Annotated in this window: 16 protein-coding genes and 2 pseudogenes; 9 read left to right on the forward strand and 9 right to left on the reverse strand. The window is 46.8% G+C overall.

Annotated elements, in window-relative coordinates:
* Positions 1 to 60 precede the first annotated feature (60 nt).
* Positions 61 to 478: pseudogene (locus tag JQC72_RS06490) on the forward strand (hypothetical protein).
* Positions 479 to 549: 71 nt separating this feature from the next.
* Here the strand turns inward: JQC72_RS06490 and JQC72_RS06495 are convergent.
* From JQC72_RS06495 to JQC72_RS06510, 4 genes are all read right to left on the reverse strand, one after another.
* Positions 550 to 807 carry a WGxxGxxG family protein gene (locus tag JQC72_RS06495; RefSeq protein ID WP_302104560.1) on the reverse strand — a complete coding sequence of 86 codons (258 nt, stop codon included), beginning with the start codon at positions 805 to 807 and terminating at the stop codon, positions 550 to 552.
* Positions 808 to 1,004: 197 nt separating this feature from the next.
* Entirely contained in the window at positions 1,005 to 1,520 is a 516-nt protein-coding gene (locus tag JQC72_RS06500; protein WP_205493982.1) for a DUF3231 family protein, read from the reverse strand.
* Positions 1,521 to 2,356: 836 nt separating this feature from the next.
* On the reverse strand, positions 2,357 to 3,394 hold the full coding sequence (locus JQC72_RS06505) for a cytochrome d ubiquinol oxidase subunit II (protein ID WP_205493918.1): 1,038 nt from the start codon (positions 3,392 to 3,394) through the stop codon (positions 2,357 to 2,359).
* Complete coding sequence (locus tag JQC72_RS06510) at positions 3,378 to 4,745, reverse strand: cytochrome ubiquinol oxidase subunit I (RefSeq protein ID WP_205493920.1); 1,368 nt, start codon at positions 4,743 to 4,745, stop codon at positions 3,378 to 3,380. Before JQC72_RS06510 ends, JQC72_RS06505 begins: the two co-directional genes overlap by 17 nt.
* A 525-nt stretch (positions 4,746 to 5,270) precedes the next feature.
* Between JQC72_RS06510 and uvsE the strand changes: the two genes are divergently transcribed.
* From uvsE to JQC72_RS06525, 3 genes and pseudogenes are all read left to right on the forward strand, one after another.
* Positions 5,271 to 6,236 (forward strand): UV DNA damage repair endonuclease UvsE, encoded by a 966-nt coding sequence (gene uvsE, locus JQC72_RS06515; RefSeq protein WP_205493922.1) that lies wholly within the window; start codon positions 5,271 to 5,273, stop codon positions 6,234 to 6,236.
* Positions 6,237 to 6,455: 219 nt separating this feature from the next.
* Positions 6,456 to 7,919 carry a recombinase family protein gene (locus JQC72_RS06520; protein ID WP_205493924.1) on the forward strand — a complete coding sequence of 488 codons (1,464 nt, stop codon included), beginning with the start codon at positions 6,456 to 6,458 and terminating at the stop codon, positions 7,917 to 7,919.
* A gap of 17 nt (positions 7,920 to 7,936) precedes the next feature.
* Positions 7,937 to 8,026 (forward strand): annotated as a pseudogene (locus JQC72_RS06525) (helix-turn-helix domain-containing protein); the annotation flags it as partial.
* A 502-nt stretch (positions 8,027 to 8,528) separates the two neighbouring features.
* Here the strand turns inward: JQC72_RS06525 and JQC72_RS06530 are convergent.
* The 3 genes from JQC72_RS06530 to JQC72_RS06540 are packed head-to-tail and all read right to left on the reverse strand — an operon-like array spanning position 8,529 to position 10,980.
* The gene (locus tag JQC72_RS06530) at positions 8,529 to 8,720 is read right to left on the reverse strand and encodes a hypothetical protein (protein ID WP_205493926.1); all 192 of its coding nucleotides are present in this window, start codon (positions 8,718 to 8,720) and stop codon (positions 8,529 to 8,531) included.
* Positions 8,721 to 8,736: 16 nt separating this feature from the next.
* Positions 8,737 to 10,728: a ferrous iron transport protein B gene (gene feoB, locus JQC72_RS06535; RefSeq protein ID WP_205493928.1), complete on the reverse strand. Its 1,992-nt coding sequence runs from the start codon at positions 10,726 to 10,728 to the stop codon at positions 8,737 to 8,739.
* A gap of 24 nt (positions 10,729 to 10,752) precedes the next feature.
* Entirely contained in the window at positions 10,753 to 10,980 is a 228-nt protein-coding gene (locus JQC72_RS06540) for a FeoA family protein (RefSeq protein WP_205493929.1), read from the reverse strand.
* Positions 10,981 to 11,188: 208 nt separating this feature from the next.
* Here JQC72_RS06540 and JQC72_RS16835 point away from each other — a divergent pair, with 208 nt between their 5' ends.
* The 3 genes from JQC72_RS16835 (at position 11,189) to JQC72_RS06550 (ending at position 12,211) form a co-directional block, all read left to right on the forward strand.
* Positions 11,189 to 11,347 (forward strand): pyocin-S2/colicin E7-DNase domain-containing protein, encoded by a 159-nt coding sequence (locus tag JQC72_RS16835; protein ID WP_419179845.1) that lies wholly within the window; start codon positions 11,189 to 11,191, stop codon positions 11,345 to 11,347.
* A gap of 48 nt (positions 11,348 to 11,395) precedes the next feature.
* Entirely contained in the window at positions 11,396 to 11,617 is a 222-nt protein-coding gene (locus JQC72_RS06545) for a bacteriocin immunity protein (protein WP_205493930.1), read from the forward strand.
* A 444-nt stretch (positions 11,618 to 12,061) separates the two neighbouring features.
* Positions 12,062 to 12,211 (forward strand): hypothetical protein, encoded by a 150-nt coding sequence (locus JQC72_RS06550; protein WP_205493931.1) that lies wholly within the window; start codon positions 12,062 to 12,064, stop codon positions 12,209 to 12,211.
* Between the two features lie 228 nt (positions 12,212 to 12,439).
* Here the strand turns inward: JQC72_RS06550 and JQC72_RS06555 are convergent, their stop codons facing one another.
* Together JQC72_RS06555 and JQC72_RS06560 are read right to left on the reverse strand one after the other, a co-directional pair.
* Entirely contained in the window at positions 12,440 to 12,661 is a 222-nt protein-coding gene (locus tag JQC72_RS06555; protein WP_205493932.1) for a hypothetical protein, read from the reverse strand.
* A 15-nt stretch (positions 12,662 to 12,676) separates the two neighbouring features.
* Positions 12,677 to 13,345 (reverse strand): hypothetical protein, encoded by a 669-nt coding sequence (locus JQC72_RS06560; protein ID WP_205493933.1) that lies wholly within the window; start codon positions 13,343 to 13,345, stop codon positions 12,677 to 12,679.
* Positions 13,346 to 13,828: 483 nt separating this feature from the next.
* Between JQC72_RS06560 and JQC72_RS06565 the strand changes: the two genes are divergently transcribed.
* Complete coding sequence (locus JQC72_RS06565; RefSeq protein ID WP_205493934.1) at positions 13,829 to 13,975, forward strand: hypothetical protein; 147 nt, start codon at positions 13,829 to 13,831, stop codon at positions 13,973 to 13,975.
* Between the two features lie 392 nt (positions 13,976 to 14,367).
* Positions 14,368 to 14,594: SMI1/KNR4 family protein (locus tag JQC72_RS06570; protein WP_302104561.1), on the forward strand; the 227-nt coding region annotated here is incomplete at its 3' end.

The following is a 14,594-nucleotide window of genomic DNA, read 5'->3' on the forward strand; positions in this document are numbered from 1 at the left end:
ATTCATCCTTGAACGTGATATATTTTAATTAGAATATTGCCAATAATAAGGGGATTACAAATGAAACTCCTTCGCTCTCTTGTGATTGCTGTGGCGCTGGTAGTGTCGTCTATTACAGTTTTACCTTCTCATAGCACTAATGCTTATAGCAGCTACGACGTTGTACTTTATTTCCCGCTAGATCGATATCCAGAAACCGGTGATCATATTCGCGATGCCATTGCAGGCTGGCCAACCGGATGTTTGTACGATCGAACGGGATGGAGCGGATGAAAGACGGGAGGAATCGCTTGCTCCTTATCCGCCAATCAGTGGATATGATCGTGATGAGTGGCCAATGGCTATGTGCCTTGAAGGCGGTGCAGGAGCAGATGTTCGTTACATCAGCCCGAGTGATAACCGTGGAGCAGGCGCATGGGTGAGCAACCAACTTGAGGATTACCCGGACGGTACTCGGGTGAAATTTATTGTTCAATGATAAAAAAGAGCTACCCTTAGCGGGTAGCTTTTTGTGTGTTCTGGGGAAACAGAATGGGCAAGTTTTATTATTTATCGCCCTCGGTTATCGCGATCGCGACCGCGCAGGCCCAAGAGTCCTAACAGACCGGCTAATCCAATCCATCCCCAGTCAAAATCGTTATCTTGGGTACCTGTGGCAGTCCGCTGGATGTTGTTCATCATACCCCGGTTATTGTTGTCATTCACTTGAACAACTTGACCAGCCATTTCCGCCGAAACATGAGGAACCTGAAAAGCGAATGCGGTCAGCATTACGGTGGTCACAAACAATGCAAAGAACTTTTGCATGGTGATACCTTCCTTTCGGTTATGTTTGCCTTTAGATTCCCACCCTTAATGTTTTTCATACAGTGAATTTGTGCTGTTTTGAGTGTGATTTGAGGTTTATTTTTTGTTCGATCTGACAAAATAAGCATGTGATATATAATTTCCCTCCTTAAAGTGGTCAAAGAAAGACCCGGTAAAGATGTTACCGGGTCTTTTTGTCAGACTGGTTCTGTTTGCTTCACTTGGAGTGGGGGCAAAACGAGCCACCCTTTATCTTTGTTCATCTTTAAGAGTTGGCCAGCATACTGGGCTTTCTTCATGTGAAAAGCACCAAACATGGCTGCGATGTCTTCCCGGGTGCATTGCCCCATGGCTTGACTGCAAGCAACCAATCCTGCGGCGTAGTCCATGGACAGGGCGGCGGCGATTTCAGGATCATTGAACCGGGCTCCAGGAGGGATGTCCTCCAAATTTGCCTTTGGTCGTTCAGGTGGAGCCGGAGGGAGGGACACCCCGTTTTCCTTCAACAGTTGGGTGGTTTGTTCGATTTCCGGTTGGATGACGTTTCGAATGGTATCTTGCAGAAAGGTCCGGAGATCTTGATCACCAGCATGGTTTAAGTAGGTTTGGTATCCCGCAAAAAAACCTTGTGCAGCTTGTGCAAAACTCCATACACTGAAGACTTCACCGTAGTGCATGGGCTCCTTCTGTTGATCACCACTTAAAATCCCCATGATCATCCTCCTTAGTTGAATGTTAAATCCTGATACTCTAATGGGTATAAGAATGGGATCGACGGTTATAGGTTTTGATGGTTCCTGTTTTTTATACTGGCTTTTGTTGGGATAAGAAATTGGTGAGGTTAGTGACCATATTATTTCCATACTCGTTTTTAGATCATTCTCGCTGCAACTTGTAGATGATCCCTTTCAATGGCCCCAAAACATCTTCCGTGTTTTTATATGGTCGCTTCGTTCCGCTTTCTCCCCAAAATAAATTTTGCCACCATCAAAGTCCGAATGCTCTCCATAGACGCCCCTGAAACGAGCATCTGGAATCCCAATGATCCACTTGATGAATTGCCTTATGAATTTCGGCTGTTTGTCGGGTCACCGGCAACCCGACAAATACGCTGGTAACTATGAAACTGAAGAGTACGTGGAAGATCAATACAAGGATATTACCATAGAACAAAGGGTGTTCTTTTAGAAAGAGGAGGATACCAAAAAAAGCTGGATATAAAGTAAAAAAAAGAAACCCGTCCAGGTTGTGAGGCCCTGGGCTCGGTCATAGTCCTTTTTGCGAAGATAAATTTCTTGTGTGGTAAAGTAAATAAACTGGTCCCTTACTGTCAGAGACCTGTTTATCATTCATTTTATCCTCCAATAAAAAAGCACCTATAAGGGTGCTTTAAGATAATCATTTGACTTGGTTCTATTTACAGTGGCTACAAATCAGTGATTATGAGTGTTATCATCCTATGACGTGGCGTCAGCCGATGATGTACTATCCTAATATATGATGAAACACCATTACTATTTGTTTTCCACACTGGACCGCATGCCAATGGTCATGAGTTCTTTCCTTCCAGATATCGCTTGTCCTTCATGAACAGGCGCCAAAATAACACAAAGCCTGGCAATAAAATCGCCAACCCGATTGTGAACACTTTCAACAAGGAGTAAAAGGTGTTGATCTGCGTGAACGCTTGATTGACGGTCAGATACGGATAAACGATATACGGCAGGTGTGACGCGCCATAGGCAAAAGTAGCCAATGCGTACTGGATGGCCACAAACACCACCGCCACCCGCGGCCGCCCAATCTTTTTGTCCTTCGTTTTCCACCACAAGGCCACGTAACCGATGAGAAAAGCGATGATCGACCACACATACCAAGTATTGTACCGCAACAACCGGTCCAACAGCCAATCTGCTTCCGGTTCCAGTGTATAAAGCGTAAAAACCGCTACCAACAACGTGATCGGACCAAACGTAATCGCATATCGGCGGTACACCTCATACGCGCTATCATCGCCCGACTCCCTGGCATAATCGGCCAAGAAAAGCGAAGACAAAAAGAGCTCCGACGACAAACCGAACAAAATGTACAAATAGACAGACGGGCTGGTCAACCATTTGCCGAATAACAATTCTTCCTGCCCATGGATCATTTGCACAAATCCCCCCTGGGTGACGGGCAACGCACTGATCAAAAGTGCGGGGATAAACAGAGCGGTCAGTCCCGACACCACTTGCAACGCCTTTCTGTACCGCTCGACTGAAAAGGCAAACACCATAAAGGCGCTGCGGATTGAAATTAAGAGCATAATGATGCTGACCGGCACAATCAGCACCGTACCCAACATATAAGCAGCCTTCGGGAAAAATCCGACGGTCATCACTACCAGGAGCACAAGGATGGTATTGGTCACTTCCCAAGTCGGCGACAGAAAACGGTTGGCGATTTTGCCCGCCTGCGTATGCTGGTTCGCATGAACCATCGCCCAAAAGCTGGCGCCAAAATCAATAGATCCGGCCAAGCTGTAAATATAGAGCACAACCCAGACCGTCAGGATGGCAATGGATGGTTCAATGGGCTGCACCATGGGTATCCTCTCCTAACGTTTCGTTTGACTTAAGATCCAAGGCAATCGGGTGGCGTTTGAAATAATGGGTGAGCACCAAGCAAACGAGCGTGCCAAGGAAAAGGTAAACAAGGGCAAACGCGACAAATAGCGCCCCCAAATGTTCCGCTTTCGTCGCCGCCTCCGCCGTAGTTTGGATATGGTAAATCGTCCAAGGTTGGCGTCCGCTACAACTGAAAATCCAGCCGAATTCAATCCCTAAGATGGACAAGGGGCCTGTCGGCAACAGAAGGTACAGCAGCCATTTCGGCCACCACGGTTGACCATTCCGTTTGCGCAACCACCAAACCAACAAGGCCAAGCCCGCCAAACCCAACAATAGAAAGCCAATACCGACCATGACGTTGAACAGGGTATGGGTATAGGCTGGTGGCCACGTCCAGCGCGGAAATTCCTCCAAACCCTTCACCACGGTGTCGAAGCGATTGCCCGCCAAAAAGCTAAGCAGATAAGGAACTTCAATCCCACCGATGATTTCCTTTTTTCGGTAATCTACATAACCACCAATCGCCAGCGGTGCATAACGCTGCGTTTTAAACAAGCCTTCCGCCGCCGCCAATTTCTCCGGGGTGTACTCATGCAACCCTTGCGCCGATTCATGGCCCGACAAGGCGGTGAGGAATGACATCGCCACCGCCACTACCAAAGACAGCATCAACGCTTTGGTGTGGATCAAACGTTCGGCCTGGCTGGTTTTCAGCAAGCGGTAAGCTGCAACGGAAGCAATCACAAAAGCGCCGGTCATCAACGCGCTGACCACAACATGGTATGCAGTCTCATAAAAGCTGGGGTTAAAAAAGGCTTTCCACGGATCCACATCATAAATCGTCCCGTTGGGCTTGACTTTAAAGCCGGCCGGTGTATTCATCCAAGTATTGACGGAGGTGATCAAAACGGCTGACGCGGTCGCTCCCAATGTCACCAAAAACGCTGCAATCACCCGATAAGGCGGACGCAACCGGTCAGCGCCATAAACATAAATCGATAAAGCCAACGCTTCCAAGAAGAAGGCAAAAATTTCGACTTGAAAGGGAACGGCAATCACTTGGCCGACAATGCGCATAAACCCAGGCCACAATAAGGACAGTTGCACTCCGACGATGGTGCCGCTGGGAATAGCTACTCCCAACAGGATGGCCACGCTTTTGGTCCAACGCTTGGCCAAAATACCAAAATCACGGTCTTTCTTCCAATAATGGATCAATTCGCTCAAAAAAACCATAGCAGACAAACCGATCGCCAACGTGGCAAAAATGATATGGAAAGCCAGCGACGTACCAAAAAACGCCCGTGCCAGCGTTACTGTGTCCATAGGTAAACACTCCTTCGAGCAATTGAAATTCAACTCTAGTGTCCGCCCAAAAGAGGGTTCTTAAACATAGAAAATCGCAAAGGACATCCCCGACGTCCTTTAGGCTTTCCCTTACCCGAGCGTTACTTACGTATCCGAGGTGGCCGACACTTGGATATAGAAGATGGAGATCGGTACCGGAAAACAGAAACGGTCAGAGCAGGAAAAGGTGGTGAACATCGAATTGCATTTATGAATCACAAAGCGGTGAAGAGTAGTTTGAAGTGCGTGGGGAAGGATCGGTTTTTGTCGGAGACGGGCACACACGGATGACACGCCAGGCATCCACTACTTGGTTCGGCGATACTTGGATAAGTTTGGGCTGGAGGATTGTTCTTCTCATTTTCTCCGGCTCTCTTTTTGCCGTAGGAGCGGAACGCCTAAGGATAACTCCTAAAACCGTTTGTCCGGTGTTGGCCTTGTTTCAATATGCTTGCCCAACATGTCGTCATCCATTTTTGGGCACCCTTTAAAAGGGTGAGGCAAATGATCGTGCGCTTTGGGTTTGTGGCGATGAGCATGCGGGTAAAAAACGCGTCGCCCTCCAAAAACATGACGGAAAAAACATTAAAACAAATCGGTAATCGCGGGTTGGCTGCCAAAAAAGTGATTCGCCTGGCCAAAGAAAACCTAAATAACACGAAGAGAATTTTGTATCATGCGCTTGCCCACGACATTCGACTTTATCGTTTTTCTTCCCGCTTAATCCCCCTGGCCGCCCATCCGGCTTTTCAAAAGGTAGACTTCGTGCGTGTGCTTGTGCCCCAGTTGCGGGAAATCGGCCAAATCGTTCGGGAAAACGGCATGCGGGTAGGCTTTCACCCCGAGCATTTCACGGTCCTCAATTCACCGCGCCCGGAAGTGATCCGTTCCTCCGTGAGAGACCTGATCCGCCAGATCCGTATGTTGCGCGCGATGGGGCTGGATGAGGCGTACAAATGTAATATTCATGTTGGCGGCGCGTACGGGGACAAAGACGTTTCAGCCGAACGGTTCATTACCACATTTCGGAAGTTGGACTCGCGCATCCAAGCCCATATTTGTCTGGAAAACGATGATACCACGTTCACGGCCCGTGAGACGTTGGAGATCGCACAGACGGTGGGGGTGCCGTGCGTTTTGGATTTGCATCATCATTGGTTAAATCACGGCAAGGAAACCTTGGAAGAATTATGGCCACAAATTGCCCAAACATGGGCAAAAGAAAGGTTTCCTCCCAAGATTCATGTTTCCAGCCCCCGCAGCGAATCGGACCCCAAAAGCCATGCAGATTATGTCCATCCGGGCGATTTGGTGCCTTTTTTGCGTTTGGCCGCTGGGTACGGAGAACGCTTGGATATCATGATTGAGGCTAAACGAAAAGATGAAGCTTTGTTTCGACTGATGGAGGAATTGGCAAAGATGCCGCGCATCAATCGGATCGACCAGGCGACGATCGAGGTGGAGAAATGAAAAAATTGGTGAGTCAAGCGATTAGCGGTTTCCCCATTTCCCGAATGACCAGACTGCCGGAGCAAGTGGCCAGTGTACTCCTTGAATAACCGACATAATGTTCACTAAGGTTCAGATATGCTCGGGAAGCAATGTCCACTAAGGTGACATCAAGATTGAAAACGGCCCTCTGTTCCGTCAAAATAGGTAATAGCAACCATTTTGCAAACGGAGGACGCTATGAGCGCGAAATACGCCGTCTATGTCCGGGTATCCACGGATAAGGACGAACAGGTCTCCTCTGTGGAGAACCAGATCGACATCTGCCGGAACTGGTTGGAACGAAACGGGTACGAGTGGAATGAGCAGAACGTATACAAAGATGAAGGAATCAGCGGCACTGTGTTCCTGGATCGTCCGGCCATTCAGCTTCTTTTGGAAAAGGCGAAGCGTCGGGAGATCGATATGGTAGTGTTCAAGTCCATCAGTCGTTTAGCTCGGGACTTGAAAGATTCTCTTGAGATCCGGGAAGTGTTGATTTCCCACAACGTTCGGATCATCTCAGTGGAGGAAGGCTACGACAGTCATAAGGCCGGCAAGAACGATATGGCCTTTGAGCTTTGGTCGCTGTTCTCGGCCCAGTACAGTCGGACGTTGTCTGCGGGGACGGCTGCTGCTTTGGCGGCCAAGGTCCGTCGTGGGGAGCACATTGGGCGAATCCCCTACGGATATCGAAGGGAGGATGGCTTTCTTGTGATCGATGAGGAGGAGGCCAAAGTGGTCCGACAGATTTACGACTGGTACAATTCCGGTTGGGGATACAAGCGGATCACCAATGAACTGAATGCCCGAGGGATCAAGCCCAAAGTAAAGAGTAAATGGCAAGTCACATCCGTTCAACGCCTGATCCAAAATCCCATCTATTGCGGAGATTTCATTTTGAACCAGTACACAACAGTCAAGGTTGGCGGCCGACGGAAGCAGATCCGGAACCCCCGGGAGAAGTGGATTTATTTCAAGAACCACCATCCGGCAATTATCTCACGGGAGGAATGGCGTAAGGCCAACAAGAGCCAGGAAGAAGCCCTCCGCAGAAAGATCACCCCGTGGAATGAGTTCCGTGGATTAGCAAAGTGCAGTGAATGCGGATCAAATATGGTCATTAACTCCACGAGTCGCAAGCGCAGGGATGGAAATCGGTATTGGAACTATATGAAATGTAGCAGATACCGGCGTGGCGGCGGCTGTGTGAATCATGACCCCATTCTTTATGAAGACTTTCGGGCGCTCATCCTGAAGCAGCTTATGGAGAAAGGCCGGTCCGTTTCCCTGAATTTCACGAGCGACTTTGAGATCCGGAAGGAAGCTGAGTTACAGCAGTTGATGAAGACCCGGGAACAGGCAGAGAACCGAAAAAAGAACCTGGTGGATCTCTATCTTGATCAATTGATCAGCAAACAGGAGTTCGAGGAAAGGCGCCGCGAGATCGAGGAACAGATCCAAAGCCTGGAGGATCAAATTTTCTTATTGCGGAAAAGGGAGTATACGGAGAATAACATCCAGACCATCCAAGAGGCTTTTCAGTTACTTGAGGATCAAGATCAGGATCTGTATAAGGCTTTCCAAGTACTGATCGAAGAGATTCAGGTTCACCCCGATGGAACGATTGACATCGCCTATACGTTTGAAAAGCCCGTGTCATAATGTCTTTGCAATAGGTACATATTAGGAACGTGATGCAGAAACTCAACGTAAAAGGACGGTCGCAGGCGGTTGTTGAACTTGTGCGATTAGGAGAGTTGAAAATCTGACCCTCGTCACGCAAAACCCTACGTAACGTAGGGTTTTTTGTCTGGGGGAAAGGAACCATCAACGGAAGGAAATCTTCTGTGTTCCTCTTCGGCCGGTCAAGTCAATGGTGGCAATTCCTTGGCTCGAAATGTTGTTTTCCCGGCAAACTTCCGATCCAAAAACGTAGATGAGTTGAAGATAACTTACATATTTACATTAATATAACTACGCCGGTAACATTGTTCGAAGGTTTTTCCATCCGGAACCATGGGTGATCGAAGGAGTTAGACGATTTAGAATAATCGTGGACCAAGATCGGATCTTTAGAATAAATCGGGTTCTTTTCTTTAAAGTTTCTGGAAGGCATTTAAAACTCGATTCACATCAAATCATGGGCTGTCAAAAAGTTATCTCTGTGTAACGTCGCCGCATGCGCCTTAGCAAAAACAGACGTAGACCCGTCCATCAATTAGGAAAAGGACGGGTCTCAATCATTTGATTTGCAGATATCCCGAAAAAAATTTATGGCGCTTGAGACAACGTTTGGTGCCCTCCATCTTTTGCAGCTCTGTCCTGTACTTTGTATTTTTTCAGCGAACAATCGCAACTGGCACAGTCACTAGTCGAGCAACAGCCTACGTTCATACGGCGCACAAATTTGTAGAGCTGCCAGCCGGCAAAGCCGAGCACGGCCGCTATCACCACGTAGATCATGGTAATCTCCCCTTTCCTAAAGGATTAGCTGACTGACATGATAGACGGCAAATGCCACGACCCAGGCTATTGCCAAACTGTAACCAACCGAGATCAGTGTCCATTTTGAGGAGCCGGTCTCGCGCCACATCATCACCACGGTAGACACGCACGGTGTATAGAGTAGAACAAAGAACAGAAACGCCAGTGCCACCGGCTGGGTAAAAGTATGGTGCAAGAGATCGCCGAGCTTGCCGTCGTCTCCGGCACCGTACACAATGCTCATTGTGGACACGACCACCTCTTTCGCCAGAAAGCCAGTCACAAGCGACACCCCTGCCTGCCAAGTAGCAAAGCCGAGCGGCGCAAACAGCGGTGCGATCAAGCCGCCGATTGCGGCGAGCCAGCTATCCTCTATCGGGACAAATCCGTGCCAAGAAAAGTGGCCGAGGAACCAGATCAACACCGACATCCCAAAGATAATGGTGCCAGCCTTACGGACAAAACCTTTGGCTTTGTCCCAAGTATGCAGGAGCAGACTTTTCAACATCGGTGCACGGTAGGGTGGCATCTCCAGTAAAAAGGTACCTTCTTCGGTGTGTACAAATTTTTTCAGCAAAAACGCGGTTAGAATTGCCACCACGATCCCAGTGACGTAGAGTGTGAATACCACGGCAGCCCCGCCGTGTTTGAAGAAAGCGGCTACGAATAGAGAGTAGACCGATAGCCGTGCTGAGCAGGACATGAATGGTGAAATCAGGGCAGTGATCAGGCGGCTTTTCGGATCTTCCAACGTACGAGTTGCCATGATTGCCGGAACATTGCAGCCGAAGCCGAGAATCAACGGGATGAACGCTTTCCCATTCAGTCCGATCATTGACATGAAGCGATCCATCAGCACGGCAGCCCGTGCCATGTAGCCGGAGTCCTCCAGAAAGGAAAGACAAAAGAACAGAATGCCGATCTGCGGCAAGAATACAAGCACTGAGCCGACACCAGCCAGCACGCCGTCCGTCATCAGCTGAGTGAACCAGTTCGGACTGCCCATCGCGGTGAGGCCAGCCTTCAACCAGTCCGTAAGAGGGCCACTGAGCCATTCGTCGAGTTGGTCAGACAGCGAAGTGCCGATCCAGCTGAAGGTGATTTGAAAAATAAGATACATGAATCCGAGAAAAATAGGAATCCCGAGTACAGGATGCAGAAGAAGGTTGTCGATGCGGTCACTCCAGGTGCGACCCGCCAGATTTTCGCTTTGTTGTGTCACTTCGCAGATGATCTTTTCAATAAAGTCGTAACGCGCGTTGCGGATACGGTGCTCGATATCTGCGGGACAAGCGGCGCGTACTGCCTTCATTTGCTGAATCAACCCAGCCGACAACAGGTGACGTAAGATTTCTTCTACTGTGTCGTTTCCTTCCAGCCACATCAAGGCCAGCCAGCGACGGCTCGGGTGAAAATTTAACGGAGACGAGGCCAGCAGAGTGTCCAGATCGCGGACGGCCGCTTCAACCTCGGTGGGATACGGTACGGTCAGTGTGGCGTCCTGCACACCCTCGCGGAGCAAATCGATCAGTTTGTCGTGTCCGTTTGCCTTGCGTGCGACCATTGGAACGACAGCGGCTCCCAGTTTCTGCGCAAGGGCAGCGACGTCGATCTGCAGGCCACGGTCTTTGGCGATATCCATCATGTTCAAACAGACGACGCTCGGCAGCCCCATTTCAAGTAGCTGTACGGACAGGTAGAGATTGCGCTCCAGGTTAGAGGCGTCTACGATGTTGATCAGCGTGTGCGGCGACTCTTTAAGCAGGTAAGTGACTGCCAGCTGTTCTTCCAGAGACTGAGCGGACAGGCTGTAGATGCCAGGCAGATCGACGAGTACATACTCAGGAAGTTTTTTGATCATGCCTTCTTTTTTCTCTACCGTTACGCCCGGCCAATTACCGACATATTGCCGTGTCCCGGTCAAAATATTGAAAAGCGACGTCTTTCCTGCGTTTGGGTTTCCAACCAACGCCAGTATCTTGTTCATGGCCAGAACCTTCTCTCTACAAACTCACGAGACGGACTCGATCTCGATGTTTTTTGCTTCGGTCATCCTGATGCTGACCTGATAACCACGTACCTGCACGACAATCGGCCCCCCAAACGGAGCTTTCCGTACGATCTGTACTTCGGTGCCCGGAAGCATGCCGAGGTCGAGAATGCGCTTCTTGTATGTGGGGTTTACCATAAGGTCAATCACTTTTGCTTTTTTTCCTGGATTGCAATCGGAGAGACGCATTGGCCCACACTTCCTTATCTATTAACTCTTTTCCACCAAAAATGATAACGTTTCTCATTTTCATTGTCTAGAACCTTTTTCTGGGGTGTAGCGAAAGTGATATATCACTAGCTTCTTGACAACCGGTGTCCTTGGATTGTAGTAGCAAATTCTAAACAGGCAAGTGAATTTAGCGCTAGTAATGTTTCAAGAATGAGCCCCTATTGCAATTCCTGAACAGTGGCATGGTGGACAGCGTAGTTATATACTTCATCATAGAAAAACTATTCATGATGGCGGAGACGTATATGACTTAGATAATTTAATTATTGTAACACCTAAAATGTATCAGGAGATGCTAGATAAGTGTTATCATTTTGGACGTTAGTTCTAAGAGGTGATTTTCATAAATGATTTTATTAGGACAAAAGAAGAATTGATAAATGTAATTAAAAAGTTGATAAATGTTGAATACTCGGAGGAAGAAGAGGCTCAGATTCTTGAATTGATCGAAAAAACTGTTCCAGATTTTAAAAAGCTAATGACGTTGATTTATTGGAATGATAAAGAGCTTACACCTGAACAAATTGTTGAGGAAGCTCTTAGTTACCAACCAATTATCACTCCTCCGCCAAATAATGATTTTGAGAGGTCCTAATGCTACCAAAAGAGCTGCACGGACTTCGCTTTGGAGGAGGTGATGTTCCAGAGTAACGGAGCAATTCCTCCTTACTTCCCAGTGCCAAAACATCAAGAAAATGATCTTGCTCCTTTGAATGAGGCCTGAAGGCAAGCCCTTTCTCCGAGATCTCCTTTTATTCCAACAACTATACAAAACCCAGCGGTTTTTTCGCTGGTTTTGTCATTTAGATCGGCTTTTAATAAGCCGGTTTTTGTTTAATCAATTTTTTACAATAATATCATTAGGTAGTAGAGTAGAGATACAACTTCTTCCAAGACGGCTGGTTAGAGGAAAGTGAACAGCTGACAAGGAACTCACTGCTTTAATAAGTGCGATTGTCGCTGTTGGTCGCCGCCTGATTCTTGAATGGCAAAAGAGCGCTTTCGGTTTGAAAAACATTCAGGTTAAGAGGGAAGGGACATGAAAAAGCTGTGGGTCCTTCTGTTTACTGTGGTGTTACTGGCCGGTTGTACCCCTCTCCGCCTGAGAAACCAAATCCACCGGATGATCAGCCCAAGGGTTATGAGTCATCAATTGATGACGTTGTGGACGGGGATACCGTTCATTTGAAAAATCCTGAGTTGGGAACTACCAAAGTCCGAATGCTTTCCATGATTCGCGGACCCATAGGGGTCTTTTTTTATTACATGGGTTGCACGGAGGAGCCTATCCAACGATTACGGGTTCGATTTCCATGCAACCCACTAATTTTAGGAACTAAATCCATCCCCGGATCGTGAAATTTATTCAATTTATAAGGAGTAAGAGTACTCAAATGGGTTGAATCAATGAGACATATCAATATGCTCCCATCACTGATAATTCTTCAGCGCTGTTTTTTACCTCATCAGGTACTTGGATTTCTTCGGGGTGCTTGCCTTTCCAGATGGCTTTAAACTGGTGATCAAAGTTCTCTTCATAATGGAACCCGTCGATTTCAACCAGCAATATAGCCCGTAGTTCATACGAGATTTCCATGGGTACGAATGTGTGTTTGTCGATGGTGATTGTTTGGTTCAAACTCTTAATTTTGTATTATTTAACATCTTCACCAAATTTATCTTTATATAAGCTTATAAACGGTTGAACTTCTTTCAAATAAATGTCATTTGTGGTCTCATCAGTATTTTCGTTCAACATCATTTTGATGATGTAAGATTGGTTTGTTTCGGTCATTTGAATCGCCTTGCTATTTTTCCATGTAGCTAATTGCTCGTTAACATCATCGAATTTGAAAAATGTAAAAGCGGGATGGGGAGGGATAAATATCCGAACAGGGTTGTCCGAAGTAACCATTGATGTTCTCCAACCCTTGTCATTATATAGATAAAAGCGGTTACCGTCATCATACACTTTGATAAGCTTTTCATCTTGATCCTCATTAGATTCCTCAATGTTTTTATAATGAAATGTCCCTTCCGCATAATAAGCCGGGGGATAATAGGTCATGTCGGTGTCTCCTTGAAACCCAATTGTTAAGGGGTTTCCATCAAAATCCGAACTGAGGGAGTGAGAAACTTGATAACGGGCGCCGTTCTGCTTCAGATGCTGTTTTGCGTTGGATAACACTTCTTCCAGTGTTAGTTTTTTTGGTTGCTGTTTAGTAGTAGACACTTGAGATTCGCTATTGAGGACAGGATTACATCCAACGAGTAGCAAAAAAAACAGCGTAAAAGACAAAAATATGTGCCACTTGGTGTTCACTTGTACTCCCCTTTCTATGTTTTGGTGCTATTTATCTACGATACTATTTTTCCAAACTAAAAATAAAAGTAAAGAACTTTTGAGGAGCGACTTATCGGGCAGAATATAACGGTTATATGGTAAACGATCTGTAAACGCACAAAGATGGTTGTCTATGGTTTTTCCGTTGCGTTGTTCGGGCTGTTGGTCTTTTGGATTTATGCCGTGACTTATAGGGATTGAGGTGGTGGCCATGTAATGGGCAAGGGGGAGGAATGAATGAACAAGATTACTATCAAAATGAACGTCAAAGAAACGAATGCTAAGGAACTTTGAAAGAGGATAACGGAACAACAAAAAAGGATGAATGGCTTCTCTAACTTCCGATAAAGCGCTAGATAAAATTCAATTGGTCAAAACCAATATTCATGAGTTGTGCAACCATACAGGCGGACGTTAACTTTGGGGCGGTGGACGATGACAAAGACGAGGGGGGGATACAAAATGGATCAAAATACCCGAATGCTTGTTAAACAAGCTATTGATGAAGAACAAGAAGCGACGATCCAAAAGTTTCGATTTCTCATCCAGCTTGGGCATAATGCTTATGGAGATGTAGATGATGATATGCCAATGTCTACTCAAAATTAGATAAAGACTACTGGGACATTGTTAATGATGAAGAATTAGTTGAAGAGATTGACGAGTTTGCAAAAAAGTACTTTGTTTCATTTTTCCAATGGTGTTTTAACGCAGCAGATGGAAAGAAATCACCGATCCCCATTTACTTGTTTTACCCTAATTCCGGCAATGCCTATGATTTAAAGCAAGAAAAGTGGGTTGAAATGGTGTAAGCAATAAAAGAAACCCGTCCAGGTTGTGAGCCCTGGCGGGTTTCTTTGAGACGTTCGGGCAAACGGAAAAAAACTCCCTTTACCTCTATTTGTCCCAACATATTAATTGCCACATTAGGGATTAAAAAGGTGAAATCATCCTGGATAGGACCAATATGAAACTTGGAAAAAGGGAGATTGGAAATGGTAATGAAGGAATGGATTCATCAATACCTTCAAGGTCAGCCAGCGGAAGCAATCGGAGGCCCTGTCCCCATGTCTGAGATTGAAGATGCCGAACAAGAATTGGGTGTTATCTTGCCTGATGACTATAAAGAATTTATCCACTTTTATGGGTCAGCAGGTTTACCTATTTATCAAATCCTGGGATTAAGGGAAGCACCGTTTGCTTATCTTACTAGGGCGTGTCTGGTGAA

It is taken from the genome of Polycladomyces zharkentensis (assembly GCF_016938855.1).
Classification (GTDB): Bacteria; Bacillota; Bacilli; order Thermoactinomycetales; family JIR-001; genus Polycladomyces; species Polycladomyces zharkentensis.